The following is a 25,600-nucleotide window of genomic DNA, read 5'->3' on the forward strand; positions in this document are numbered from 1 at the left end:
GCGAGGCGACGACCGGTCAAGGGATGCGCACCACGGCCGTCGTGACCGGCGGGATCGGCCCGGCGCTGCGGGCATGTCGCAGGGCGATCATCCCCTCAAAGTGCCCCTGGGTGGCGAGCCAGTCGTGCTCGGCAAGGCCTGGGTCCTGCTCCGCCAGCACCAGCCGTACGACGCCGTCCCGGCCCGGGCTGGTGTCGAAGCTCGTGGCGTGCACCCGGTCGCCGAAGCGCCACTCGAAGGACTCCATCCAGAAGTTCATCGGCACCAGGCTCCAGTAGCCATCGGGGTCCGGAGTGAACTCGATCATCAGCGCCTGGCCCGGTTCCAGCGACCAGTAGCCGGTCAGGTAGCCGTGGCCGGCAGGGGTGTGGATGTCTCCCGCATCGGGCATCGCCTCGAGCACGTTGAGCCGCTGCGACCGTTCACGGTGGGCCCATTCGGCCCACACACGGGTGTTGAACTTGGCGAACCCGATCGCCTGCTCCATGCCGACTGCCAGGTCCTCGGACGTCAAGGGCTCCCGCGGGGGTGCCGGCGTCGTACGCCGGATCGAGAGCGGGCGCGGTCGGTCCCGCAACGGGTCGCGCAGGTAGCGACGCACGGAGATCGAGTTGGCGTCAGGCTCCATCCGCAGGGCATTGCGCCCGCCGCGGGCGTCGAGTCGGAGCTCGAAGCTCCCGTCGTCGTCGAGGTCGAGGTCCTGCTCGGTGACCGACGCGATCATCCGACGGGGCGAGGCGTTGAGTCCGGTCAGGTCGCCGGCGTAGAGGCTGAACTCGATGAACTCGGTCTCGGCCATCGACCCGGAGACGACGTACTCATGGCCGAAGCTGACCAGTGCGGCGTCGTAGAGCTGACCCGGGCTGTCCCCGGCGAACTTGCGGACGCCGTCACGGGTCTTGCTGTGGAAGGCCGGCCAGACCGGGTCGCCGTAGTCGATGAACAGCTCCAGGCCGATGGTGAGGTAGCGCAGGTACAGCCGGTGCCCCTCGGCCGAGTCCAGCGGCCGCTCCGGCGCGTCGAGCCGGGCGAGGTCGCCCGGTGCTGCGGCCACGGCCTCGGCGAGCCGGGCAAACCCGGCGCCGTCCTTGTTCGTCATCGGTCACTCCCTCGGTCAGTTGCCGAAACGCTGTTGGACGTGCCGGCGGCGTACGGCGATCTCCTGGGCGCGGTCCTTCGCACCCAACCGCGGAGTGTCTGCCGGCAGCACGTCGCCGAGCGCATCGATCTTCACCGTGACCGCCCGTGGATGCTCGTCCTCCGGGAAGTCCGGGGTCGTGGACCCGTCGTAGCGCATCAGGATGACTCCCTGGACCAGACCCATGGTGTCGAGCCAGTTCGGGACCCCGGGATCGCGGGCACTGACCACGAACCGGTAGGCGCCGTCCGCGTCGCGGTGCGCCTGGTCGCCCGAGAGGCTGGTCTGCCGATTCGCGTACTCCAGCGAGGAGAACCACGGGTCCAGGAGCTGGATCCCCTGGTAGTCGCCCGAACCCGGCCAGGCGGTGATCACCATCGCCTCGTCGTCGCCGAGGGCGAAGTTTCCCCGAACCATCCATCGCCCGGGTACGCCGCCGCGCGACCCCGGGTCGAACGGCTCCGACAGGGTGTTCGGCGACGCGTCGAGGTAGCCCTTCTTCACCAACGCTGGCCAGGCGCGCGCCTGCGCGACCAGGTCGGAGGTGGCCTCGCGCAGACGCGCGGCCAGGTCGTCAGGCTGCAGGGCGGGACGCAGGTCACCCTCGTGCCCCACCCGGTCGATGTGCACCTCCCCGGGAGTCGCCGCGGACGCCCAGTCGCTGTAGATCTGGCGCACCAGGACGCGGGTCGCGTCGGCCGGATTCTCCAACCAGTTGCCCGGCTGCTCGACCGACGACGCGATCACCTCGAAGGTGCCGTCCTCGCGCACCTGGAGATCCTCGGCCGCCAGGTAGGACGCCATCCGGCCGGAGCCGAGGTAGGGGTCCCCGGCATAGATCTGGACCTCGAGTCGCTGCGCGTCTCCGAGCGTGCCCCAGATCCTGTAGGTCTCACCCGGGTTCAACCGGGAGATCAGGTACCGCTGGTCACTGTTGTCGCCACCCTCACGGATCCGGGTGTCGAGCACCCGGAAGAACGGGAAGTCCGGTTCGAAGAGGACGTGCTCCTCGAGCCGGGCGATCGTCATCCCCAGCAGGAACCTGTGGGCGCTGGCGCGGTTCTCCGGTGACGAGTAGAGCTCGTCGTCCCGCAGCTCGTCGGCCAGTCGGCCGATGGTCTCCACGAAGCCGTCGAAACTCTCTGCCAGTTCATCGGCGCCCATGGGAGATCCCTTCAACTGCGTGAGATGTGACTGCCGAAAGCATGGCGTCGGGAGTCCTGCAGGTCCCCGTCACGGGGTCGTGAACGCGGCCAGCGGCTCGGAGCCCGACCAGTCGTGGCCCCAGTAGGAGTCGGCGGTGATCTCCTCGGCGGTGTAGTAGGACTCGTCGACGAGCATGCCCTCGAAGCCGTACTCGAGGTCCCAGCCGCCGGGCGCGCGCACGTAGAACGACACCATCTTGTCGTTGGTGTGCCGGCCCAGGGTCGAGGAGAGCGAGAAGCCGGCCTTGTTCACCTTGTCCAGCGCCCGGCCGACGGCGTCGAGCGAGTCGACCTCCATCATCAGGTGCACCAGACCGGGCGCCTCGCCGTGCGGGGCCGGGCAGACCGCCAGGCTGTGGTGACGCTGGTTGACGCCGAGGAAGCGCACCCGCCGTACGGGCGGCGGCGAGTCGAGCCCGCCCAGCCGGATCGCGCCGCGTGGCAGGAAGTCGAGCACCTCCGTGTAGAAGTCCACCGTCTCCTCAGCGACCGTGGTCGGCAGCACGACGTGCCCCAGCCCTTGGCCGCCGGTGACGAACTTCTGCGCGTGCCCGGTGAGGACGGGGCTGTGGTCGAGGACGGGACCGAAGAAGACCTCCACGGGTGTCCCGGCCGGGTCCTCGAAGAACACGCCGGCCTCGACGCGCCGCTCGTCGCACTCCTCCTGACTGAGCACCTTCACGCCGATCCCGGAGGCCTCGACGGCACGGCCGACGGCGGCGAGGGCGAACTGGTCGCGCACCTCCCAGCCCACGGCGAGCACCTTGTCGGTCTCCCCCGGTACGACGACCAGACGGGCCGCGCGCTCGTCCATGCGCAGGTAGAGGCCGTTCTCGTCGGGCCCGGTGGTCTCCTGCATTCCCAGGCAGTCGACGGTCAGCTCGCGCCACCGCGGGATGTCCTGGCTCTGGACCTTCAGGTAGCCCAGTTGGCGGATGTGGGTCATGGCTTCGTCCTTCGTCAGGTGCGGGAGGGTGCGGCGGAATGAGGGTGGTGGGTCAGATCATCGACAGCATCGGGCCGGGCGGCGGCGTGATGTCGATGTCGGTCAGTGCGGTGGCGTGGAAGACGGAGCCGGGCACGTGGATCGCGTGGGCGAGCCCCATGTGGCCGTCACGCCAGAACCGCTGGATCGGGTTGTCCATGCGCAGGCCGTTGCCGCCCGAGCGGGCGACAACCTCGTCCATGGCCCGCACCGCGCGCCAGGCAGCGGCCACCTGCGTACGACGGGACGCGGCGCGCTCGGCGAACGTGACCTCCTCGCCCGCGGCGGCCTTGTCGTAGAAGCGGGTGACGTTGTCGAGCATCGCCGTGCGCGACGCCTTGATCTCCTCGGCCGCCGCGCTGATCGCGAACAGCACGTAGGGGTCGTCCTTCACCTTCGTCCCGGTGATCTGCACCCGGGTCTTCTGGTAGGCGAGGTGGGCGGCCAGCGCGCCCTCGGCGATGCCGACCACGGCCGACGTGATGCCCAGCGGGAACGCAGTCGTGAACGGGATGTGGAAGCTGGGGTCGGTGTGGCCGGACTCGGCCGGCTGCGAGCCGTCGAGGAACTTGGCGAACTCGACGACGCGGTGCTCGGGGATGAACGCGTCCTTGACGATGACGTCCTTCGACCCGGTGCCGCGCAGGCCCACGACGTCCCACGAGTCCTCGACGATCTCGTAGTCGGAGCGCGGCAGGATCACGTGGTAGTTCTTCGGCGGCATGAGGGTGTTGCCCTCCTCGTCGCCCAGGAAGGCGCCGAGGAAGATCCAGTCGCAGTGGTCGGTGCCCGAGGAGAACTGCCAGTGCCCGTTGAAGATGTAGCCACCCTCGACCGGGCGCAGCACCCCCATCGGGGCGTACGGCGAGGCGATCCACGTGTCGTGGTCCTCACCCCAGATCTCCTCCTGCACGCGGGGGTCGCACATCGACATCTCCCACGGGTGCACGCCGACGATGCCGGCCACCCAGCCGGTGGAGCCGTCGAGTGAGGCCAGGCGCATGACCACCTCGGCGAAGTCGCGCGGGTGCGCCTCGGCGCCGCCGTACTTGGCGGACTGGAGCATCCGGATCACCCCGGTCTCGCGGAGCAGCTCGACGGTGCGGTCGGTCAACCGGCCGAGCTTCTCGTTCTCCGGGCCGAGAGCAGCGAACTCCTCGGCGTGGGCCTCGACGGCGTCGAGCACGGTGTTGGTCATCCTGGCCTCTTCTCTGGTGGTGCCTCCCACCAAAGATCACAGCCGGTGCCGCGGGGCGTGCCGCGGGCTCCCGCTGATCGGGACGATGCGCAGGAAGGTCAGGCGAAGGCGGCCGAGCAGCCGGTCAGCACCGGGCGGTCACCGACCGTGGCCGTGAACGACGCGGAAGCCGCCACCCGATCGGTGGTGGCCCCGACGGAGAGCACGTCGCCGGGGAAGACCGGCCCGGCGAATCGCGCCGACAGGCTGGTCAGGTCGGCCGGGTGGGCACCGAGCGAGGCGGCGAGCGGGAGCGTCACCGCGGCGACGGAGCACAAGCCGTGCAGGAACGGCCTCGGCTGTCCGGCGGCCTGTGCCGCGGCCGGGTCGACGTGCATGTGGTGCCGGTCGCCGAGCAAGCGGTAGAGCGCGGCCTGCTCGGGACGGGTGGGCACCTCGAGCTGCAGGTCCGGGGCGGCGGGAGCGGCCGGCGACGAGGGTCCCCGCTGTCCACCGAACCCGCCGGCGCCGGGGGCGAACAGCGACCAGGTCGCCACGAAGTGCTCGCTCTCCACGGCCACCTCGAAGACCGCGGCGGATCCCTTGTCCCACACGTTCGCCACCGACGCCTTCATCGTGAAGGAGCCGGCGCGCGGCAGGGGCGCGCGGACGTCGAGGCGCTGGGCCCCGTGCACCGCCGTACGGATGTCGAAGGCGCCGGCCGAGCCGAGCGCATCGGGTGCCCACTGGGCCAGGGTCAACGCGAAGGTCGGCAGCACCCGGAGCCGCTCCTCGAAGACCAGGTCGAGGTCATCGGCCGGGGCGCCGACGGCCAGTGCGTAGAGGATCGCGTCGCGTTCGTCGTACGACACCTGCCGCTCGCCCAGGTCGCGGCCCACCCAGTCGCCGGCGTCGCTCACGCCACGCCCACGATCACGCCGCTGGTGGGTACGCCGGTGCCGGCGGTGACCACCACGTTCTCGACGGTGCGCGGCTGGTTCACCGAGGTGCCGCGGACCAGCCGGACCGCCTCGGCGATGCCGTTCATGCCGTGCAGGTAGGCCTCGCCGAGCTGGCCCCCGTGCGTGTTGAGCGGGAGAGATCCGTCGAGCTCGAGGTGCCCGTCCAAGATGTAGTCGGCCGCCTCGCCGCGCCCGCAGTAGCCGAGCTCCTCGAGCTGGGTCAGCACGAACGGGGTGAAGTGGTCGTAGAGGATCGCGGCGCCCATGTCGGTGGGCCGCAGCCCGCTCTGCCGCCACAGCTGGTCGCCGACCAGGCCCATCTCGGGGATTCCCGAGATGGAGGGCCGGTAGTAGGAGGTCATCATGTGCTGGTCGTCGGCGGAGCCCTGGGCCGCGCCGAGCACGTACGCCGGAGTGTTCGGCAGGTCCTTCGCGCGTTCGGCCGAGACCAGCACCAGCGCCTGGCCGCCGTCGGTCTCCTGGCAGCAGTCGAGCAGGTGCAGCGGCTCGGCGATCCAGCGCGAGGCCTGGTGCTCCTCGAGGGTGATCGGCCGACCGAAGAAGTGCGCCTTCGGGTTGGTGGCCGCGCGGGCCCGGTCGATCACCGAGATGCGGCCGAAGTCCTCCGACGTGGCGCCGTACTCGTGCATGTAGCGCTGGGCGAACATCCCCACCCACTGGGCCGGCGTGGACAGGCCGTACGGCGTCATCCAGGAGTACGCCGCCCGGTCGGCGTTGGTGTCCATCGGGCGACTGGCCTGCCCGAGTCCGTAGCGCTCCCCCGAGCGTTCATTGAACGACCGCCAGCAGACCACCACGTCGGCGAGGCCCGCATGGATCGCGGCCGCGGCATGGGCGATCGTGCCGCACGCGGCGCCGCCGCCGTACCCGACCCGGGAGAAGAAGCTGAAGTCGCCGATGCCGACGTTGCGGGCCACGTGGATCTCGGAGCTCGATTCGGCGGTGAACGTGACCAGGCCGTCGACGTCGGAGGGTTTCAGGCCCGCGTCGGCGATGGCGGCGGTGACCGCCTCGCAGGCCAGCTGCAGCTCGCTGCGGCCGGACTCCTTGGAGAACTCGGTGGCGCCGATGCCGACGATCGCGGTCGCGCCCGAAAGCCCGCTCATGCTGCGTCCTCCGGAAGCTCCACGACGACCGAGCCGGTCGCGTGCGGGCCCAGGCTGTTGATGCCCTTGACGTCGACGGTGACCAACCGGTCGTCGACGGCGGTGACGGAGCCGCTCATCGTCATGGTGTCTCCCGGGTAGTTGGGCACGCCGAGCCGGATCTTGATCTTCTTCACCCGCGCGGCCGGTCCAGCCCACTCGGCGACGTAGCGCTCGACCAGCCCGTTGCTGGTGAGGATGTTCATGAAGACGTCCTTCGAGCCGCGCTCGACCGCGAGGCCCGGGTCGTGGTGGACGTCCTGGTAGTCGCGACTGGCGATCGCGGTGGCCACGATCAGCGTGCGGGTCAGTGGGATCGCCAGCTCGGGCAGGTCATCGCCGACGGTGACCGAGCTCGGCGTACGTGTGGGTGCGAGGCTCATGAGGTGACCTCCTCGACGGCCAGCAGGGCGCCGAGGTCGGCCAGTGCCGCCGAGGATCCGCCCAGGGTGCTGGAGATCTGCTTGCCCCACAGGAAGTGCCGGTGCACCGGGTAGTCGACGTCGACGCCGATGCCGCCGTGCACGTGCTGGACGCGGTGGACGACGTCGAGGCCGGCCTGGTCGCACCACCACTTGGCGACCAGCGCGGAGCGGTCGGCGCCGTTGTCATTGTCGCTGCCGTTGCCCGCGTCGGCGTCGTCGGTCAGTGCCTGCCACAGCGTCACGCGCATCGCGTCGACGTCGATCCAGCAGTCAGCGAGCTGGTGCTGCACGGCCTGGAACGACCCGAGCGGGCGACCGAACTGCTCGCGCGTCGAGGTGTACGACGCGGCGAGGCGCATGGCGCCGTCCGCGACGCCGACCTGGACGGCGGCGAGGGCGAGGGCGGACTGACGCAGCGCGGCAGCCAGCGCCCGACCACCGGGCTCGCCGAGCGCCTCGGCCGGGGTGTCGGTGAGGGTCAGGGTGCCGGCCAGGTCGAGGCTCGTGGTCTCGGCCTGCTCCCAGGCCAGGTCGGTGTTGGCGACCAGGAACAGCCCGGCGCCATCGGGCGTGGTCGCGGAGACCAGCACGTGGTCGGCGCCACCGGGGGTGGGCACGACGGCCTTGACCCCGTTGAGCAGCCAGCCCTCACCGGCACGGGTGGCCGTGGTCGTCGGCACCGAGGGCGCGGCGCCGCCGAACTCCTCCAGGGCGAGGGTCAGTCGCAGCGAGCCGTCCGCAGCACCGGGCAGCAGCGCGTCACGCTGGGCCGGTGAACCGTCGCGGGCGACGGCGAGTGCTGCGACCACGGCCGACCAGAGGGGCACCGGTGCGACGTGGCGGCCCTGCTCCTCGAGCACGACACATGCCGCGTCGAGGCCGAGCCCGGCGCCGCCGTACTCCTCAGGCAGCGCGAGGCCGAGCAGGCCGGTCTTGGCCAGGTCTCCCCAGAGCACGTCGTCGACGCGGGTCGCGGTGGCCTCGACCTCGCGGACCCGGTCGGTCGCCGCGCGGCCGTCGAAGATGTCGCGGGCCAGGCCCTGGACGTCGATCAGCTCTTCGTCGAGGTTGAAGTCCATCAGCTCTCCTCGGTGGGTTCGGGCGCTGCCGGGCCGAAGACCGGCAGGGTGAGGTCGGGTCCGTCGTCGATCCACTGGACGGCGAGCGGCATGCCGATCGTGACGTCCTCGGGGGTGACACCGGTCAGGTTGGTGATCAGGCGGGTGCCCTCCTCGAGCTCGACGACCGCGATCAGCAGCGGGTAGTCGAAGGCGGGGTGGCGCGGGTGATGGGCGACGACGTAGGAGTAGAGCGTGCCGCGGCCCGAGCACTCGACGGTGTCCCACTCGAACGACTGGCACTCGGGGCACTCGGGCCCCGGTGGGTGCCGCAGCGACTGGCACGAGGTGCAGCGCTGCACCACGAGCCGGCGCTCGCGCGCCGCCTCGAACCAGAAGGCGTTGTCGAGGTTGATCGCCGGCTTCGGGCGCTCGGCACGGGGCTCGACCTTGGCGGCTGGCTTGAACCGCAGGGTGCGCCAGCGCTGGGTGGCGACCACCTCGCCGGCACCGTCGCGGTAGGTCTTCATCGTCGTCACGAAGCGCCCGACGCCCAGGCCGGTGGCCTTCTCGGGCGAGATCGAGTCGACGACCTCCTCCACGGAGATCTCGTCGCCGGGCACCACCTCGCGCACGAAGTCGAACTCGGAGTCGGTGGCCACCACCGAGGTGTAGCCGCCCTCGTCGAGCAGGGCGATCAGCTCCTGGAAGCCGCCGGTCGCTGCCTGCGGGCGCACCGTGGCGGCGTACCCGCGCATCGTCCACGCCTGGATCATCGAGGCCGGGGCGACCACGTCGTCGCGCCCGGTGGCCCGGGCGGCGTCGGCGTCGAGGTGCACCGGGTTGGCGACCTCCATGGCCTCGACCCAGTGCCGGATCATCGGCACGTTGACCGGGTCCTGCCCGGGGGTGCGCTCGTTCAGCACGCGGCCGACGAAGGCTTCCACGCGCTCGTCGTACTGCCGGTCGTCGTACGACGTCCCGGCGCTCATCGCTTGCCCCTCGGCATGCCGAGCCCGACCGTGGCGACCATGTCGCGCAGCACCTCGTTGACCCCGCCGCCGAACGTGTTCACGATGCCCTGGCGGGACAGCTGCTCGACCTGGCCGTGCAGCACGGCTCCCTCCGAGCCCGGACGGATCCGGCCGGCCGCGCCGATGATCTGGGTCAGCGTGCGTTGCACGTCGATGTGCGTCTCGGTGCCGTAGGTCTTGGCGGCGCCGGCGGTCTCGCCGCGCAGCGACCCGTCGCCGACGGCCGCGGTCAGCTTCCAGTTCATCAACCGCATCGCCTCGAGCTTGGCGTGGGTGCGGGCGAACTCCTGCTGCACCCACGGTTGCTCGATCACGCCGTTGCCCTTGGCCCAGGCCAGGGTCTGCTCCCAGAGCTGGATCATCCGGCCGCCGAGGGCAGCGAGGGCGACGCGCTCGTGGTTGAGCTGGGCGGTGATCAGCTGCCAGCCGCCGTGGAGCTCGCCGACCAGCTCGGTCGACGGCACCCGGATGCCGCTGTAGTACGTCGCAGTGACCGTCATCCCGCCGACCGCCTTGATCGGGCTCCAGCTGAAGCCCGGGTCGTCGCACGGCACGATCAGGATCGAGATGCCCTTGTGCTTGGCCGCCTCGGGGTCGCTGCGACAGGCCATCCAGACGTAGTCGGCGGTGTTGCCGCCGGTGGTGAAGATCTTGGCGCCGTCGACCACGAAGTCGTCGCCGTCGACGACCACGCGGGTGGAGACCGAGGCGAGGTCGGTGCCGGAGTTCGGCTCGGTGTAGCCGATCGCGAAGACGATGTCGCCGGTGAGCATGCCGGGGAGGTACTTGCGCTTCTGCTCCTCGGTGCCGAACTGCATCAGCGTCGGACCGACGGTGTTGATCGTGACCAGCGGGAACGGCACGCCGGCGCGCTGGATCTCGTCGTAGAAGATGAACTGCTCGTCGGCGCCCAGGCCGCGCCCGCCGTACTCGGTGGGCCAGCCGACGCCGAGCCAGCCGTCCCGGCCGAGCATCTTGACGACTTCGCGGAACCGGTCGCCGCCGGCTCCGGCCTCGCCGACCGCGCGGCGCTCGTCGTCGGGCAGCAGCTGGGCGAAGTAGGCCCGCAGCTCCTGGCGCAGCGCCGTCTGGGCGGGGGTCTCACGCAGGTCCATGACACTCCTGATTCCGGGCCCGGTCGTGGGCCCACTCGTGCAGATTGACACTTGAATAGACACGTGTCAACCACATGTCTATTCAGCGGGAGTGAACCCGGTTAGAGTGACCGGCATGACTGCCCACCGCGTCGTACACAACGTCCTCTCGCCCGCGCGTGCCGCGACGCGGGAGCGCCTGATCGACGCCGCGATCGAGCTCGCCACCGAGGGCGGGTACGACGCGGCCGGCATCCGCCAGGTGGCCGCGCGCGCCGGCGTCTCGGTCCCGACCGTCTACCAGCACGCGAGCTCCAAGGACCAGCTCCTGGTCGAGGCGCTGATGGCACTCGGCGAGCGGTCCACGGAGGGCGTCCGCCAGCGCCGCCCGCGCGAGAAGACCCCGGCGGCCCGGCTGAGCGCGGTGTTCCGCCGGGTCATGCGCCAGGCCGGAGAGAAGCCGCTGCTCTACCAGGCCCTCTATCGGGCGTACGTCGCCAGCGCGCCGGCACTCACCGCCCTCGACGGACCGGTCGGGTTCGGTCCCGAACGCGCCCGCTGGATCGGCGAGACCCTGCGCGCCGGCGACGTCGGCGACCGCACCGACGAGGAGATCGAGTCGGCCTCCCGCATCCTCAGCATGATGTTCCTCGGCGCGATGATCGGCGTCGCGGCGGGACGCGACGTCGACGAGGTGGTCCGGATCCTCGACGAGGCCACCCACCAGCTCATCCGCTGAGGCCTGCGCCGAGGCGTTCCCGCGCGACGAGCGGCCACTGACCGGGATTGGTCGGACACACGGCCCTCCGACTCCGGATGATTCGAGGCATGAGCACCGACGTCCGCCCCACCGACACCACGCCCACCTCCGGGGACATGCGCGCCGCGATGGGCATCTTCGCCTCCGGGGTGACCATCGTGACCGGTATCGACAGCGACGGGCCGGTCGGCTTCGCCTGCCAGTCCTTCGCCTCGGTCTCGCTCGAGCCGCCGCTCATCCTCTTCTGCGCGGACCACGGCGGCCGCAGCTGGCCACGGATCCAGAAGACCGGGCGCTTCTGCGTGAACGTGCTCGGCGAGGCCCAGTCCGAGCTGTGCGCCCGCTTCGGCTCGAGCCGCGGCACCCGCTTCGAGGGTCTCGACTGGGAGCTGTCGCGTTGGGGGGCCCCGTCATTGCCGGGTGTGATGCTGCGGGTGCACTGCGAGGTCGAGGACGTCCACGTCGCCGGCGACCACGACGTGGTGATCGGCCGGGTCCGCGAGCTCGAGTACGACGGCTACGAGCGGCCGATGATCTTCTACCGCGGTGCGTTCGGGACCGACTTCGACGAGCGGGCACAGAGCCACCACGACGCGACGCCCGCCTCCATGCTCACGTGGGGCGACGGCATCCGCTGGGGCTGAGCACCGCAAGAACCCACGGCTCGCGCATCAAAAACACACGGCTCGCGCATCAAGAACTGACGGGTCGCGCTTCAAAAACACACGGCTCGCGCATCAAAAACACACGGCTCGCGCATCAAAAACCCACGGCTCGCGCATCAAAAGGACGCGGGTCGCGTCACATCCAGCTGCTGCGACCGGCGGCCATCAGGCGGCCCATCGTCTCGGGCGACCAGGTCTGCTCGGGGACGAGGCCGTCGGTACGACGACGCGGGCGCACCGGCTTGGCCAGCTGCGGCGAGAGGGCCTGAGAGAGCTCGCGGGTGGCGGCTGCCACCAGCCCGGCCACTCGCTCGAGCGGCGCCTGGGAGTCACCGACCAGCGAGATCGCGCCGATCGGACCGTCGGCGTCACGCACGGCGGCGGCGACGCAGGCGATGTTCGTGAAGCACTCGCCGCGCTCGTAGGCCAGACCACCGCGGGACCGGATGCGGTGCAGCTCCTGGTGCAGCGTGTTCAGGTTGCCGATGGTGTTGCGGGTGGTGCGGTCGAGCTCCTCGCCGACGATCTCGTCGACGGTCTCGGGCTCCAGCCAGGCCAGCATCGCCTTGCCCAGCGCGGTCGAGTGGGCCGGGGCCCGTCCTCCGACCCGCGACGGCACGGCGCCGGCGAAGCGGCCGCCCATCTTGTCGAGGTAGTGCACCTGGCCCTGGTCGAGCACCGCCAGGTGGACCACGAGACCGGTGCGCACCATCAGGTCGTGGAGCATCGGCGCGGCCTCGGTGCGCAGGTCGTTGATGCCGCGGTCGCCGGTGGCGCCCAGCGTCAGCGAGCGCGAGCCGAGTGCGTAGCCGAAGCTCGTGTGGTCCAGCCAGGCCAGCTTGACGAGCTGGTCGAGGATCCGGTGCGCGGTCGAGCGCGGCAGGTGGGTGGCGCGGGCGATCTGCTCGAGCGTCAGGCGCGTCGTCGGCCCGGTGAACGCATCAAGGATCAGCGTCATCCGCTCGACCATCGACGGCGGCAGCTCGCGATCGGCCTTGGCCGGCATCTCGACACTCTCGACAGCAGACATGTGCGCCACTCCCTTGCAGAACGGATCCCCCAAACTGAAATGAATTCTAGGTGACCGCAGCCACAAGGACAAGCCCTTCGCGAAGTTCCGTTCACCGGGAGGCCCGGACCCGGCCGAGCTGACCGGTGGCAGCATCCCCAGCAACCACCCCACCGCGTGTCAGGAGAGCCCATGCGCATAGGCATCGTCAGCCCGATCGTGACCGCAAATCCCGGAGCACACAGTGACTGGGAGGCAGCAGCCGGCATCGCCGAGCTCGCCACGATCGCCGAGGCCGCGGACCGACTCGGCTTCGACCACCTGACCTGCAGCGAGCACGTGGCGGTCCCGACCGGGGTCGCCGAGCAGCGCGGCGCGACGTACTGGGACCCGCTGGTCACCCTCAGCTACCTCGCCGCCCGCACCACCGACATCCGGCTGGTCACCCAGGTGCTGGTGCTCGGCTACCACCACCCGCTGGAGATCGCGAAGCGCTACGGCACCCTCGACCTCGTCTCCGGGGGCCGGGTGGTGCTGGGCCTCGGCGTCGGGTCGCTCCAGGAGGAGTTCGACCTGCTCGGCGCCACCTTCGAGGGCCGCGGCGCCATCGCCGACGACGCCCTCAAGGCCCTGCGGGCCAGCCTGGGTCGTCGTACGCCGACCTACCACGGCTCGCACTTCGACTTCGAGGACCTGGTCATCGAACCGCACGCGATCCAGGAGCACCTGCCGCTGTGGATCGGCGGGCGTACGCCGCGCTCCCTGCGCCGCGCGCTGACCCTGGGCGATGGGTGGGTGCCCTTCGGCCTCTCCCTCGACGACCTCACCCGGATGCTGGCCGACGCCGACCTCCCCGACGACTTCCAGGTCTCGCTGAGTGCCGGACGACCGCTGGACCCGATCGGAGAGCCCGAGCGCACCGGGGACCAGGTGGCGCGCGTGCTGGAGGCCGGCGCCACCGTGGTGAGCACGGCGATCGACGCCACGTCGGCCGGCCACTACGTCGAGCAGCTGGAAGCCCTGGCCGTGCTCGCGAAGGAGATCTGATGGACGTCGCCGCACTGGAAGAACGCCTGCGCCGCCTCGAGGACAAGGAGGCGATCGCCGAGCTGATCGCGACCTACGGACCGCTGGTCGACGGCGGGGCCGCCGACGACGTCGCCGCCCAGTGGACCGAGGACGGCGTCTACGACGTCGACGAGATCACCATGAACGGCCGCGACGAGATCCGCTCGATGGTGCGCTCGAAGAACCATCAGGGCTGGATCGCCGGTGGTTGCGCCCACTTCCTCGGGCCCGTGAAGATCACCGTGACCGGTGACGAGGCGGTGGCGGTCTGCCACTCGCTGATGATCGTCAACCGCGGCGGAGATTTCGAGAAGGACCCCGAGTTCGTCGTACGCCGGGCCACCGCGCACCACTTCGAGCTGGTCCGCGGCAGCGACAGCTGGCTGGTCGCCAAGCGGACCAGCCGGGTGCTCGACGGCCGGGCCGAGGCGCCCGAACTGCTGGTCAAGGGCGCCCATGGGGAGCGCGCATGACCCGACAGCTCGAGGGCAGGGTCGCGATCGTCACCGGCGGCGGTGACGGCATCGGCGCCGGCGTGGCACGGGCGTTCGCGGCCGAGGGCGCGAAGGTGGTGGTCGCCGGGCTCGACGCGACGAAGGGACAGGCGGTTGCCGACGAGATCGGTGGCAGCTTCGTGCGAACAGATGTCGGCCGGCGCGACCAGGTCGAGGCGATGGTCGCCCACGCACTCGACGAGCACGGCTCGGTGGACGTCCTGGTGAACAACGCCTGGGGCCGCGCCACTGTCTCCCGGGTCGAGCACAAGACCGACGAGAACATCGACCACGGCCTGGACGTCGGATTCCGCGGTCCGTTGTGGGCGATGCAGGCGGCCTTCCCGCACATGAAGGCTGCGGGCTGGGGTCGGGTGATCAACATGGTGAGCCTCAACGGCATCAACGCCCACATGGGAACGCTGGAGTACAACGCGGCCAAGGAGGCGCTGCGCGCCCTGACGCGGACGGCGGCCCGGGAATGGGCCCCGACCGGCATCGTGGTCAACGCGATCGCTCCCGGCGCCAAGAGTGCGGCGTACCACCGGGTGATGGCCGAGAACCCCGCGCTGGCCGCGGCGGTCGACGGCCAGAACCCGATGGGGCGCGTGGGCGATCCGCTGGCCGACATCGCACCCGTGGCGGTGTTCCTGGCCAGCGAGGGCGCACGCTACGTCACTGGCAACACGATCTTCGCCGACGGCGGCGGGCACATCAACGGGGTGGCCTGGGCGCCCGAGCTCCCGGACTGAGCCTGGAACGGGCCTGACCGAGCACGCGAGCCACAACGCGGAACATCCCAGTCACCGGGTGACTGGGATGTTCCGCGTTACAGGGATCTCAGCGGCGCACGGCTCAGGGCAGGCGCGCCGAGAGCCGCGGGGCGTCGATGACCGTGCCCAGCAGTGCGTTGGCCTCCGGGTCGTCGCGGCCCGAGCGCGCCAGCCAGGCGATCACCCTGCCTGACGCCTCGACGGGCGCTCCGGTGAAGCCACGAGCCTCGATCTGGTCGGTGCCGCCCCGGGCACGGCCCGACTCGGTCACCACGAATCCCGGTTCGAGGTTGAACGCACGGATGCCTTGGTCACGGAACTCCGCGTTCACCGCACCGGCGATCCGGCCGAAGCCAGCCTTCGCCGCGGCGTACGCCAGGCCCCAGCCGCCCTCGCCGGGAGGACCCGGTGGATCGATGCTCGCCGACCCCGAGCACATGTTCGCGACGATGCCTCCGCCCGCGGCGACCATGGCCGGCAGCAGCGCCTGCACCAACGCCACCTGTCGCACGAGGTTCGACTCGAGGCTGTCCCGGAGGTCACCGAGGTCCAGCTCGAGGAAGCGCGCGTGCGGGACGTGGTGCACGGCGTTGTTCACCAGCACCGTCGGCGCACCCCATTGCTCCAGGAGCAGGTCGGCGACCGCCGCCGGACCGGCCGGGTCGGCCAGGTCCATCCGCAGGGGCAGGGCCCGTACGCCGAGTGCCTGGATCGCCGCAGTCGTCGAGTCGAGGCTGCCCGGCACCGAGTGGAGGACACCAGCCTCCCGCGTGGTTCGCCCCGGAACCGAGCCCTCACCCTCGGTGACGGTGCGGGCGGTGAAGGCCACGTCGAAGCCGTCTCCCGCGAGGGCCAGCGCCGTGCTCCGGCCGATGCCCCGACTGGCGCCGGTCACCAGCGCGATCCTGCGTGGTGAAGTCATGTCAGACCCGCTCGATGATCGCGACGATGACCGGCCTGCCCATCAGGGTCGATCCCACCGATCAGCCGATCCAGGCGTCCTGGAGCAGCACCATGCTGTTGGTGGTGTCGACGACACCGTGCACGTCCTTGCTCCACATCAGGAACTCACCGGTCGGGCTGAAGATCAGCGCCGGCACCTGCTCGTTCCACTGCGCCTGGATGCGGCCCATGATCTCGCGCTGCTGGTCCTCGGTCTCGGCGGCCTGGAACTCGTCGAAGAGGGCGTCCATCTCGGGACCGGTGGGCATGCCGACGTTGAGGTTGCCCTCGCTGTGCAGCGTGGCGAACATCCGGCCGTAGGGGCCGGCCTCACGCCAGCTGATCCCCCACCCGGCGACGTCGTAGTTGCGGTCGACCGCAACCTTCTGGATCTGCTCCTGCACGTTCGAGACCAGGTCGAGCTTGACCGTGAGCCCGACCGCCTCGAGGAACGCCTTGACGGTCAGCGCGGTCTCCTTCGAGGCCGCGTCGGAGGCGTCGAGGTAGGTCACCTTGCCGTCGAAGCCGTCGGCCTTGGCCTCGGCGACCAGCTTCTTGGCGGCGTCCGGGTCGTAGGGCAGCGGCTTCACGTCGGTGTGCCACACCGACGAGCTCGGGAAGACCTCGTTGCTCGGCAGCCCGGCGCCGCCGTACGACCGGTCCGCGATCACCTTCGGGTCGATCGCCATGTGCATCGCCTGGCGCACCCGCGGGTCGCTGCCCGGGTGCCCCTCCTGGCCGTTGATCACGGCCACGCTGCCGAGGGAGACCATGTTGAGGAAGCCGCTCTGTCCGGCCTGCACGGCCTCGTCGACCAGGTCGGGCTCGCGCGTGAACGCCGCGTCGAGCTCGTCGGACTTGAACGAGTCGTACGTCGCACTCGGGTCGTTGAGGAACACGACCTTGATGCCGTCGAGGTTGGGCGCACCGCCCCAGTAGTCCTTGTTGGCCTTGAGCTCGATGCTCTCCGCCGTCTTGTGCGAGGCGAAGGTGAAGGCGCCTGCACCGACCGGCTTGAACTTCTCGCCCTCGCCGGCCGACTTGGCGACGATCATGCCCGGCCCGGTCGTGAGCATGTAGTCGAAGCTGGGCCACTTCGTCGCGAGCTCGAACTCGACCGTCAACGGGTCGGTCGCCGAGACCGACTTCACGTTGTCGCTCCACAGCATCGCCTCATCGGCGCCGAGGCGCACGTAGCGCTCGATGCTGAACTTCACCGCGGCGGCGTCGAGCGCCGTACCGTCGCTGAACTTCACGCCGTCGCGCAGCTTGAGGGTCCAGGTCTTGTAGTCGGCGCTGTGCTCGAGGCTCTCGGCGAGCTGCGGCTGCACCGTGTTGTCGGCGCTGTTCCAGCGCATCAGCACGTCGTAGATCGCGGACATCTCGAGACCACCGGTCGAGCCGGCCACGATCGTCTCGGCCGGGTCGAGCACCGCGGGCTCGGAGTAGGCGCCGAAGGTGAGCGTGCCGCCCTGCTTCGGGTCGCCGGCGTCGGCGATGTTCACCAGGCCGGTCTCGTAGGTCGCGGCGTCGCCGTGCTTCTTCTCCCCGTCGTCGCCCGAGGCGCACGACGTGAACATGGCCGCGGTCAGCACCAGTGCGGCGACGCCGCCCAGCTGGCGCCGCGCGCGGATCTTCATTGATGTCATACGAATGGACTTCCTTCCACTGCCAGGGATCCACGCCTCGTGCGGGCAGCCCGGCCTGCAGCAAAGCAACCCGTCGGCCGGTGCACCCGGACCACTCCCACCCAGCGAGAGCCGCAGCCGAAACCCGGCGACAACCAGACCAAGCAAGTGCTAGGTTTCAAGACCTCGGGAGGAAACGGAGGGCACCCCATGAGCGTGCTGCAGATCGAACCGACACCCACACCCCGACCGGGGGTCGCCGAACGTCTGACCTGGATCCTCGACAGCTTCGTCGACGGACCCGAGGTGATGTTCCTCGAAGACATCACCGAAGCCACCGGCCTGCCCCGCTCGACCGCGTTCCGGCTGGTCACCCAGCTCGTCGACCTCGGCTGGCTCGAGCACGCCGTCTGCGGCTACCGACTCGGCCCGCGGGTGCTGGCCCTCAGCGCCCAGGCCCAGACCCACGCCACCCTGCGCTCGGCAGCGTCCGACACGCTCAACGACCTGCACGAGGCCACCGGTGCGGTGGCCCACCTCGGGGTGCTCGAAGGAGGCCGGGTGCACTACCTCGACAAGATCGGCGGGCCCCTGCGCAACAGCATCCCGGTCACCGGTGTCGGCAAGCGGATCGCCGCCGACCGTGGAGTCAGTGGGCGGGTGCTGCTGGCCGGGCTGCCGCCGGAGCAGGTCGACGTCCTGCTCGCGCAGGAGAACCGGACCCAACGGCTCCCGAGCCTGCACCAGCAGCTCGATGCGGCACGTCGCCGCCACGGCATCGTCCAGTCCCCCGCCGAGAACTGCCCGATGCACATCAACGCGGTCGCGGCACCGATCCTCTCGCCCGCGGGTGCGATCGGGGCGATCGGAGTGGCGAGTCGTCGACACCTGCGCCTCGACGCGCTGGCTCCCCAGGTCGCCCGCGCCGCCCGCCAGATCAGCCTGGCGATGTTTCCCGGCTGGACCGGCCGCCGCTGACCGCTGCCGGCCCGTTCACCCAGGTCGTCCTACGCCGCCCCGGCGACGCCGCAGCCGCGCGGTCACCAGATGATGTCGCGTCGGTTCACCTTGCCGGTCGCGTTGCGCGGCAGCGGTTCGGTGCCGATGTGCCACACGGTGGGCGTCTTGTACTTCGCCAGCCGCGGCGCGAGGTGCGCCCGCAACGTCGCCTCGTCGACTTGGCTGCCGGGTCGCACGACCACCGAGGCCGCCACCGCCTGCCCCATGTCGGGGTCGGGCACGCCGAGCACGATGCACTCGAGCACGTCGGGCAGCAGTGCCAGCTGGTTCTCGACCTCGGCCGGATAGACGTTCTCCGCACCGCGCAGGATCAGGTCCGAGCGTCGGCTCGAGAGACGCAGGTGACCGTCGACGAGACACCCCAAGTCGCCGGTCCGGAACCAGCCGTCGGCCGCCTCGGACTCGGCGGTGGCCTCCGGGTTGCGCCAGTAGCCCAGCATCATCTGTGGGCCACGCAGGCAGACCTCGCCCTCGACCCCGTCGGGCACCGCCGCGCCCTCCGCATCACGCACCTCGACCTGCAGGGTCACCACCGGGGTGCCCACCGACTGGGGGTCCACCTCGAGGTCCGCGGCGGTGGCCAGGGTGGCACCCGTGGACGACTCGGTCAGGCCGTACGTCGTCCCCAGCGCTGCACCGGCCACCGGCAGGGCCACCCTCAGTCGCTCCTTGAGCACCGGCGCGGACGGGGCGCTGTTGACCGAAAGTGCGCGCAACGAGGACAGGTCGTACGCCGACAGGTCGCACTCGAGCAACCGGGTGAGCATGGTCGGAACCGCACCCCAGTTGGTGATTCCCTCCTTCTCGATCAACCGCAGCACGGCGTCGATGTCGAAGCGCCCCAGGTGGAGGACGGCGGTGTCGCCGACCGCGAGCCTGGCGATCGCCAGGTTGTGCAGCCCAGCGATGTGGAACAGCGGAGTGGCCAGCAGGTAGCGGCGGTGGCTCGGCGGGAAGCCCAGCTCGGTGGCGACCGCGTCGTTGAGCAGGTGGAACCAGACCGCGCAGAGCACGTTGCGGTGCGAGTGCGTGGCGCCCTTCGATCGGCCGCTCGTGCCACTGGTGAACAGGATCACCGCCGGGTCGTCCTCGTCGACGTCGGCGACGGGCATCGGGGTCCCGCGGTGCCGCTCGACGAGGGCGGCCAGGTCGGTCTCGAACGACAGCACGGGCGCCGCGGTCTCCGCGACCAACGCCGCACGCGGACCGTCGGCGAAGATCACGGAGGGTTCGGTGAGCTCCAGGCCGTGGGCGATCTCGTCGGTGACCCACATCGAGTTCACCCCGACCGCCACGGCACCCAACGCGACGGTGGCCCAGAACGCCACGATCCACTCCGTCGAGTTCGCGCCGCACAACGCGACCCGGTCGCCGGGGTGGACGTCGTACTCCTCACGCAGTGCGGTGGCCAGCGCGGCGACCGCCTCGTGGTGCTGGGCGAACGTCATCCGGCCCTCGGTGGTGACGAGGTAGTCGGTGTCACCGAAGGCCGCCGAGGCGTGGAGCAGCTCGGTCAGGCTGCGGTGCCGGTTGCGGAACACCTGCATCGGCACACCGCGCACCAGCTCCTCGTGCAGCTCGAAGGGCTGGCCGGGGCCGGTGAGTCGAGCCATCGCCTGCTCGCGGGGCGTCATCCGTTCGTCCTCCAGAAGGGGTGGGCTCACCGGACGGTGAGCTGGCCACCGTCGATGTTCCAGCACTGCCCGGTCACCCACGCGGCCTGGTCGCTGGCCAGGAACACCGCGGCGTGGGCGATCTCGACCGGTTCGCCGACCCGGCCCAACGGCAGGTTGGCCCGCACGTAGGTCTCCCACGCCTCGGGCGACCAGTCGTCGAGGCGGCTGGTGGCCGTGACGCCGGGACAGAGTGCGTTCACCCGGATCCCGTGCTGGCCGAGCTCCTTGGCGGCGGTGGAGGTCAACGACTGCACGCCGGCCTTCGACGCCGAGTAGACGCCGGTGCCCGGACCCGACAGCTTGCCGCCGATCGAGGAGATGTTGAGGATGCTTCCTCCGTCACCGCGTTCGACGAAGGCCCGGGCGAAGGCCTGGGTCATCAGGAACGTGCCGCGCAGGTTGATGCGGACCACCCGGTCGAAGTCGGCGACGTCGAGGTCGAGCAGCGGCGCACGGTCGCCACCGCGGGAGGCCGCGGCGTTGTTGACGAGTACGTCGACCCGGCCGAACTCCTCAAGCGTTCCCGCCAGCAGCGCATCGACCTGGTCGGGTTCGGAGACGTCGCAGACCACCGGCAGGGCGCGGCGTCCGAGCGCACGGACCTCGTCGGCCACCGACTCGATGTCGCGCCACCCCGCCTCCTGCTCGTCGGCCGGCCGGTGTGCCGGCGTACGACCGGTGCCGGTGACCACCACGTCGCACCCGGCCCGGGCCAGCTCGACGGCGATCTGGCGTCCGATCGACCGCATCCGGCCGGCACCGGTGACGACCGCGACCTTCCCGTCGAGCCCGGTCAGCTCGTAGCTCATGCGTGCACCCCGTCGATCGTGATGAAGAGGCCGGTCGCCTCGACGCACCGGACACCCTCGTGCTCGATCCAACCCACGGCGTGGATCTTCCGGCCGCTGCGCCCGGTGATCTCGGCGTGCAGGTCGAGCGGTGCGTCCAGCGGCGTACGGCTCAGGTAGCGCAGGTCGAGGGTGCCGGTCACCGCCCGTTCGCCCGTGCCCTGGACGAGGCTGCCGAGCAGGCAGTCCATCAGGTGCGCCGAGAAGCCGCCGTGCAGGTGATCGGGCGGGCCCTCCAGGAGTGCGTCGCCGACCAGGGTGGCCCGCGCGGTGTCGCCGTCGAAGTGGATCTCGAGCGGGATGCCGAACGGGTTCACACCGTAGGTGCGCCACGGTTCGCCGGCCCCGCGCAACTGGGCGGGCAGCTCGAACGATGTCCTCAGCACCCGGGTCCGCGTCTCGGTGCCGAGCAGGTCGGCCAGGCCGGAGATCGACTTGGTCGCCTCGACGAGGTCGTCGACCGGCAGGTCGGTGGTGGCCACCGCGAGCATCAGGGCCCGGGTCGCCTCGACGAGCTCGACGGTCGTGGCCCGGCGCTCGGGGTCCGTCACAGGGATGGCTTCGGATTCTCGGGGGTTGCTGGACACGCACTGTTTCTAGCGGCTGGGCCTCGGATTCGATGGGACCGCTCCCGGCCACCGGGAACACCTGCACCGCGGGGTGGGTCCGCGCCTAGGTTCGCGACATGAAGTTCGCCGTGATCGCACCCACCGCTGCCGGAACCACCGCCGATCCCGTCTGGATGACGGCCTACGCCCAGCACGTCGAGGCCTGCGGCTTCGAGTCCCTGGTCCTCGTCGAGCACGCGGTGGTGATGAGCCGCTACTCCAGCGTCTATCCCTACGACGCGTCCGGGAAGATGGAGCTGGCCGACGACCTCGACATCCCCGACCCGCTCGACCTGCTGGCGTTCCTCGCCGGTCAGACCACGACGCTCGGCCTGGCCACGGGCGTGCTCGTCCTTCCGAACCACCACCCCGTGGTGCTGGCCAAGCGGCTGGCCACCATCGACCGCCTCTCCGGCGGTCGGCTGCGGGTCTGTGTCGGCATGGGCTGGATGAAGGAGGAGATCGAGGCTTGTGGCGCCCCGTTCGAGTCCCGTGGCCGCCGCGCCGACGAGCAGCTGCAGGTGCTCCGCGAGCTGTGGGCCGACTCGTCGCCCGACGGCGCGGACCACCACGGCGAGTTCTTCGACTTCGACGGCGCGATGTCCTACCCGAAGCCCGCGCAGCCCGGCGGCGTACCCCTTCATGTCGGCGGCCACAGCAAGGCCGCGGCGCGCCGAGCGGGCCGGTACGGCGACGGCTTGCAGCCGCTGGGCGTCGCCGGTGAGGAGCTGGCCGCACTGGTCAAGCTGATGAGGACCGAGGCCGAGGGCGCCGGGCGCGACCCGGAGGCGCTCGAGGTCTCCCTGGGGCACCTGGTCTCCAGGATCGACCAGCCACGCGCCGAGCGGCTCGCGGCCCAGGGCGCCGACCGGATAGTGCTCGCCGCCGGCGAGACGGCTGACCTCGACCAGGCCCGCGACGAGCTGTCGGCCTGCGCCCAGCGCCTGGGACTCTCATGAGTGGCCCGGCTCTGACGCCGGAGTCCGCCGACCTCGTCGAGCTGCGCCACCTGGTCCACCGTTATGCCGGGGCCGTCGATGACCGCGACCCGGCCGGGGTCGCCGGGCTCTTCACCGACGACGGGGTGCTGGCCACGGCGCAGCCCCCGACACACCTGGACCCGGTCGAGGAACACGTCGGGCAGGCCGGCGTACGTGCCGCGATGGAGCAGGTGCTCGGACTGCGCGGCACGTTCCACGCGGCCTGTGGCGAGGTCTTCACCGCCGGAACGGACGCGGACACCGCGACCGGGCGGATCGCCTGCGAGGCGCACCACTACACCGACTCCCCCGACGGCCCACGTGACCTGGTCTGGACGGTGACCTACCGCGACCACTACCGGCGTACGCCGGCGGGCTGGCGGTTCAGCCGCCGGGAGGTGCACGTCGGCTCGGTGCGGACCCAGACGTTGAAGGCCGTCCGGTGAGCCGGGTCAGCGTGGTGACGGGTGGGGCGCTCGGCATCGGCGGCGCGACTTCGAGGCGCCTGGCCGCCGACGGGGACACGGTCGTACTGGTGGACATCGACGCCGCGGCGGCCGACTCCACGGCCATGGAGATCCGGGCCGCGGGAGGGACCGTTCACGTGGTGGTCGGCGACGTGGCCGACGACGACGTGGTCGAGGCGGTGTCGACGCAGGTCGGCGAGCTCGGCCGGGTCGACGTCCTGGTCAACAACGTCGGTGACTTCCGCCCGGCGTCGAAGACGTTCCTGCACAGCAAGCCCGAGCAGTGGCAGCGCCTCTACGAGCTGAACCTGCTGCACGTGCTCAAGGTGACCCACGCCCTGCTGCCCCGGATGGTCGAGCAGACCTCCGGTGCGATCGTGAACAACTCGACGGTCGAGGCGTTCCGCGGCATCCCCGGCAACGCCGCCTACTCGGCGTACAACGCGGGCGTCTCGGCGTTCACCAAGAGCCTGGCGGTCGAGGTCGGGCAGTACGGCGTCCGCGTGAACGCCATCGCGCCCGACCTGGCCGACACCCCGCAGACCTCGCGCGACGCGATGCTGCGCGGCCGCGACCCCGACCTGCTGCGCACCTGGATCCCGCTGGGCAGGTTCGGGCACGTCGACGACTACGCCGCGGTGATCGCGTTCCTCGCCGGCGACGAGGCGCGGTTCGTCACCGGCCACACCATCCCCGTCGACGGCGGCACCCTGGCCGCGTCGGGCTGGTATGCACGCGAGGACCGCAAGGGCTGGACGAACATGCCCGACCATCCCTAGGCGGGTCGCTCAACGTGAGCTGAACTGCACGGTCTCGCCCTTGACTCCCTGGCGGCTGTTGGCGGCGATCGCGACCCCTGCAAATCCGACGCCCATGAACACGATCGTCCACGACCCGAACAGGCGCGGCGCCAGCGCACCGAGCGGCAGGGTGGCCACGTGGGCCAGCAGCAGGGCGGGCACCCACTTCGACGTGGTGCCGGCCCGCAGCAGGGCCAGGCCGATCAGCAGCTCGCCCAGGTAGAACGCGGCCACCCACCCGAGCAGGAAGCCGTTCAGTCCGGGATCGGCGACCACCTCGTCGAGTGCCTCCGCGCGCACCGCACCACTGAGGGCAAGGGCCCGGAAGAACGCCAGCAGCATGGCGTAGCCGGCCGTCCCGACACAGCCGATCAGGAAGATGCAGCAGCCGACCAGGCCGAGCAGCCCGCCACGCTTCTGGAACAGGGTGAGCACCGCCGGGAGGCCGAGGACGAGTGCGATCGCGGCGATGAAGAAGAGCACCGAGACCGCGAGCCACTGCGAGTCGTGCTGCTCGACGAGGTGCAGGGACTCCGTCGGGGTGTCTCCGCCGGGCAGCAACGTCGATCCCAGGGCCAGCGTCACCGCGCCGGCGATCAGCGACGCCGCCGAGGCCGGCACCCAGTCGAAACGCATGGAGACACGGTACGGCGTGCTGCGGCCACGGTGCAGGCGTTCGCGCGAGTGGACGCGGTGAGAGTTACCTATCGGTAGCGGTTAGCGTCGTTGTGACAGTCGTCGATCGGATCAACGAGGAGAAGACATGGAGAAGATCGGGGTCGTCGGATGCGGCCTGATGGGAGCCGGCATCGCGGAGGTCTGCGCCCGCGCGGGGCTCGACGTCGTGGTCGCCGAGTCGTCGCAGGGCGCCGCCGATGCAGGCCGGTCGCGACTCGAGAAGTCGCTGGCCCGTGCCGAGGCCAAGGGCAAGATCTCCTCCGCCGCCGACGTCCTGGCCCGGATCCGTGTGGTCATCGACCTCGACGAGCTCGCCGACCGCGACCTGGTCGTCGAGGCGATCCTCGAGGACGAGGACGCCAAGACCGAACTGTTCCGCCAGCTCGACAAGATCGTCACCTCCCCCGACGCGATCCTGGCCTCCAACACCTCCTCGATCCCGATCATGAAGCTCGGCGTGGTCACCAACCGCCCGCAGAACGTGCTCGGCATCCACTTCTTCAACCCGGTGCCGGTGCTCAAGCTGGTCGAGCTCGTGCCGTCCATCGTCACCGCGCCCGAGGTCACCGAACGCTCCCGCGCGTTCGTGCAGGACGTGCTCGGCAAGGAGGCGATCGACTGCCAGGACCGCGCCGGCTTCGTGGTCAACGCGCTGCTGATCCCGTTCATCCTCTCCGCGATCCGCATGATGGAGTCGGGCTTCGCGACCGCCGCCGACATCGACCGCGGCCTGGTGCTCGGTGCCGCCCACCCGCAGGGCCCGCTCGCGCTGGCCGACCTGATCGGGCTCGACACCACCAAGGCCGTCGCCGAGTCGCTCTACGAGGAGTTCAAGGAGCCGCTCTACGCCGCCCCGCCGCTGCTCAACCGCATGGTCGACGCCGGCCTCCTCGGCCGCAAGACCGGCCGTGGCTTCTACACCTACAACTGAACGAGGAAT

At 70.7% G+C, this 25,600-nt stretch carries 27 protein-coding genes; 10 read left to right on the top strand and 17 right to left on the bottom strand.

The features are described 5' to 3' along the window. Positions 1 to 16: 16 nt before the first annotated feature. The 10 genes from ASH02_RS14215 to ASH02_RS14260 form a co-directional block, all read right to left on the bottom strand. Positions 17 to 1,099, bottom strand: a complete 1,083-nt coding sequence (locus ASH02_RS14215) for a hypothetical protein (RefSeq protein ID WP_057294951.1) — start codon at positions 1,097 to 1,099, stop codon at positions 17 to 19. Between the two features lie 15 nt (positions 1,100 to 1,114). Beyond that, a complete protein-coding gene (locus ASH02_RS14220; RefSeq protein ID WP_057294952.1) occupies positions 1,115 to 2,302 on the bottom strand; it encodes a hypothetical protein in 1,188 nt (395 codons plus the stop codon). 69 nt (positions 2,303 to 2,371) lie between these two features. After that, on the bottom strand, positions 2,372 to 3,289 hold the full coding sequence (locus tag ASH02_RS14225; RefSeq protein WP_057294953.1) for a VOC family protein: 918 nt from the start codon (positions 3,287 to 3,289) through the stop codon (positions 2,372 to 2,374). Positions 3,290 to 3,341: 52 nt separating this feature from the next. Continuing rightward, positions 3,342 to 4,526: an acyl-CoA dehydrogenase family protein gene (locus ASH02_RS14230; protein WP_056688096.1), complete on the bottom strand. Its 1,185-nt coding sequence runs from the start codon at positions 4,524 to 4,526 to the stop codon at positions 3,342 to 3,344. Positions 4,527 to 4,624: 98 nt separating this feature from the next. Further along, on the bottom strand, positions 4,625 to 5,425 hold the full coding sequence (locus tag ASH02_RS14235; protein WP_057294954.1) for a MaoC/PaaZ C-terminal domain-containing protein: 801 nt from the start codon (positions 5,423 to 5,425) through the stop codon (positions 4,625 to 4,627). Then, entirely contained in the window at positions 5,422 to 6,594 is a 1,173-nt protein-coding gene (locus ASH02_RS14240; protein ID WP_057294955.1) for a lipid-transfer protein, read from the bottom strand. Before ASH02_RS14240 ends, ASH02_RS14235 begins: the two co-directional genes overlap by 4 nt. Beyond that, the gene (locus ASH02_RS14245; RefSeq protein ID WP_056688089.1) at positions 6,591 to 7,016 is read right to left on the bottom strand and encodes a MaoC family dehydratase; all 426 of its coding nucleotides are present in this window, start codon (positions 7,014 to 7,016) and stop codon (positions 6,591 to 6,593) included. Before ASH02_RS14245 ends, ASH02_RS14240 begins: the two co-directional genes overlap by 4 nt. After that, positions 7,013 to 8,137 (bottom strand): acyl-CoA dehydrogenase family protein, encoded by a 1,125-nt coding sequence (locus ASH02_RS14250; RefSeq protein ID WP_057294956.1) that lies wholly within the window; start codon positions 8,135 to 8,137, stop codon positions 7,013 to 7,015. Before ASH02_RS14250 ends, ASH02_RS14245 begins: the two co-directional genes overlap by 4 nt. Continuing rightward, entirely contained in the window at positions 8,137 to 9,108 is a 972-nt protein-coding gene (locus ASH02_RS14255; RefSeq protein WP_057294957.1) for a bifunctional MaoC family dehydratase N-terminal/OB-fold nucleic acid binding domain-containing protein, read from the bottom strand. The genes ASH02_RS14250 and ASH02_RS14255 overlap by 1 nt, the downstream gene beginning before the upstream one ends. Beyond that, positions 9,105 to 10,265: an acyl-CoA dehydrogenase family protein gene (locus ASH02_RS14260; RefSeq protein WP_057294958.1), complete on the bottom strand. Its 1,161-nt coding sequence runs from the start codon at positions 10,263 to 10,265 to the stop codon at positions 9,105 to 9,107. Before ASH02_RS14260 ends, ASH02_RS14255 begins: the two co-directional genes overlap by 4 nt. Positions 10,266 to 10,380: 115 nt before the next feature. Between ASH02_RS14260 and ASH02_RS14265 the strand changes: the two genes are divergently transcribed. Together ASH02_RS14265 and ASH02_RS14270 are read left to right on the top strand one after the other, a co-directional pair. Continuing rightward, positions 10,381 to 10,983, top strand: coding sequence for a TetR/AcrR family transcriptional regulator (locus ASH02_RS14265; RefSeq protein ID WP_057295150.1), 603 nt, complete (start codon positions 10,381 to 10,383; stop codon positions 10,981 to 10,983). Between the two features lie 89 nt (positions 10,984 to 11,072). Continuing rightward, complete coding sequence (locus tag ASH02_RS14270; protein WP_082620896.1) at positions 11,073 to 11,648, top strand: flavin reductase family protein; 576 nt, start codon at positions 11,073 to 11,075, stop codon at positions 11,646 to 11,648. 157 nt (positions 11,649 to 11,805) lie between these two features. Here ASH02_RS14270 and ASH02_RS14275 read toward each other — a convergent pair whose 3' ends face one another. Next, positions 11,806 to 12,699: an IclR family transcriptional regulator gene (locus ASH02_RS14275; protein WP_056688077.1), complete on the bottom strand. Its 894-nt coding sequence runs from the start codon at positions 12,697 to 12,699 to the stop codon at positions 11,806 to 11,808. 171 nt (positions 12,700 to 12,870) lie between these two features. On the opposite strand from ASH02_RS14275, the gene ASH02_RS14280 reads away from it, so the two are divergent. From ASH02_RS14280 to ASH02_RS14290, 3 genes are read left to right on the top strand one after another with little or no spacing between them, the layout of a single operon-like run. After that, positions 12,871 to 13,725, top strand: a complete 855-nt coding sequence (locus ASH02_RS14280) for an LLM class F420-dependent oxidoreductase (protein WP_056688074.1) — start codon at positions 12,871 to 12,873, stop codon at positions 13,723 to 13,725. Beyond that, a complete protein-coding gene (locus ASH02_RS14285) occupies positions 13,725 to 14,219 on the top strand; it encodes a nuclear transport factor 2 family protein (protein WP_156409775.1) in 495 nt (164 codons plus the stop codon). The genes ASH02_RS14280 and ASH02_RS14285 overlap by 1 nt, the downstream gene beginning before the upstream one ends. Further along, complete coding sequence (locus ASH02_RS14290; RefSeq protein WP_057294959.1) at positions 14,216 to 14,992, top strand: SDR family NAD(P)-dependent oxidoreductase; 777 nt, start codon at positions 14,216 to 14,218, stop codon at positions 14,990 to 14,992. Before ASH02_RS14285 ends, ASH02_RS14290 begins: the two co-directional genes overlap by 4 nt. Before the next feature lie 103 nt (positions 14,993 to 15,095). Here ASH02_RS14290 and ASH02_RS14295 read toward each other — a convergent pair whose 3' ends face one another. After that, positions 15,096 to 15,935, bottom strand: a complete 840-nt coding sequence (locus ASH02_RS14295; RefSeq protein ID WP_057294960.1) for an SDR family NAD(P)-dependent oxidoreductase — start codon at positions 15,933 to 15,935, stop codon at positions 15,096 to 15,098. A 61-nt stretch (positions 15,936 to 15,996) separates the two neighbouring features. Next, a complete protein-coding gene (locus tag ASH02_RS14300) occupies positions 15,997 to 17,595 on the bottom strand; it encodes an ABC transporter substrate-binding protein (RefSeq protein WP_056688061.1) in 1,599 nt (532 codons plus the stop codon). A 198-nt stretch (positions 17,596 to 17,793) separates the two neighbouring features. Here ASH02_RS14300 and ASH02_RS14305 point away from each other — a divergent pair, with 198 nt between their 5' ends. Next, on the top strand, positions 17,794 to 18,561 hold the full coding sequence (locus ASH02_RS14305; RefSeq protein WP_057294961.1) for an IclR family transcriptional regulator: 768 nt from the start codon (positions 17,794 to 17,796) through the stop codon (positions 18,559 to 18,561). A gap of 62 nt (positions 18,562 to 18,623) precedes the next feature. Here the strand turns inward: ASH02_RS14305 and ASH02_RS14310 are convergent, their stop codons facing one another. Genes ASH02_RS14310 through ASH02_RS14320 form a run of 3 tightly spaced genes read right to left on the bottom strand, consistent with a single transcriptional unit; the run spans position 18,624 to position 21,714 of the window. Next, a complete protein-coding gene (locus tag ASH02_RS14310) occupies positions 18,624 to 20,237 on the bottom strand; it encodes a class I adenylate-forming enzyme family protein (protein WP_057294962.1) in 1,614 nt (537 codons plus the stop codon). A 26-nt stretch (positions 20,238 to 20,263) separates the two neighbouring features. Continuing rightward, positions 20,264 to 21,088 (bottom strand): SDR family NAD(P)-dependent oxidoreductase, encoded by an 825-nt coding sequence (locus ASH02_RS14315; protein WP_056890130.1) that lies wholly within the window; start codon positions 21,086 to 21,088, stop codon positions 20,264 to 20,266. Then, positions 21,085 to 21,714, bottom strand: a complete 630-nt coding sequence (locus ASH02_RS14320; protein ID WP_200959144.1) for a PaaI family thioesterase — start codon at positions 21,712 to 21,714, stop codon at positions 21,085 to 21,087. The genes ASH02_RS14315 and ASH02_RS14320 overlap by 4 nt, the downstream gene beginning before the upstream one ends. Before the next feature lie 98 nt (positions 21,715 to 21,812). Between ASH02_RS14320 and ASH02_RS14325 the strand changes: the two genes are divergently transcribed. From ASH02_RS14325 to ASH02_RS14335, 3 genes are read left to right on the top strand one after another with little or no spacing between them, the layout of a single operon-like run. Then, positions 21,813 to 22,694 carry an LLM class F420-dependent oxidoreductase gene (locus ASH02_RS14325; protein WP_056890131.1) on the top strand — a complete coding sequence of 294 codons (882 nt, stop codon included), beginning with the start codon at positions 21,813 to 21,815 and terminating at the stop codon, positions 22,692 to 22,694. Continuing rightward, positions 22,691 to 23,161 carry a nuclear transport factor 2 family protein gene (locus ASH02_RS14330; protein ID WP_057294963.1) on the top strand — a complete coding sequence of 157 codons (471 nt, stop codon included), beginning with the start codon at positions 22,691 to 22,693 and terminating at the stop codon, positions 23,159 to 23,161. Before ASH02_RS14325 ends, ASH02_RS14330 begins: the two co-directional genes overlap by 4 nt. Further along, complete coding sequence (locus ASH02_RS14335; RefSeq protein WP_057294964.1) at positions 23,158 to 23,961, top strand: SDR family NAD(P)-dependent oxidoreductase; 804 nt, start codon at positions 23,158 to 23,160, stop codon at positions 23,959 to 23,961. Before ASH02_RS14330 ends, ASH02_RS14335 begins: the two co-directional genes overlap by 4 nt. 9 nt (positions 23,962 to 23,970) lie before the next feature. Here ASH02_RS14335 and ASH02_RS14340 read toward each other — a convergent pair whose 3' ends face one another. Further along, the gene (locus ASH02_RS14340) at positions 23,971 to 24,618 is read right to left on the bottom strand and encodes a hypothetical protein (RefSeq protein ID WP_056688038.1); all 648 of its coding nucleotides are present in this window, start codon (positions 24,616 to 24,618) and stop codon (positions 23,971 to 23,973) included. Between the two features lie 127 nt (positions 24,619 to 24,745). On the opposite strand from ASH02_RS14340, the gene ASH02_RS14345 reads away from it, so the two are divergent. Continuing rightward, a complete protein-coding gene (locus ASH02_RS14345) occupies positions 24,746 to 25,591 on the top strand; it encodes a 3-hydroxybutyryl-CoA dehydrogenase (protein ID WP_057294965.1) in 846 nt (281 codons plus the stop codon). Positions 25,592 to 25,600 lie beyond the last annotated feature (9 nt).

Source organism: Nocardioides sp. Soil796 (assembly GCF_001429525.1).
Classification (GTDB): domain Bacteria; phylum Actinomycetota; class Actinomycetes; order Propionibacteriales; family Nocardioidaceae; genus Nocardioides.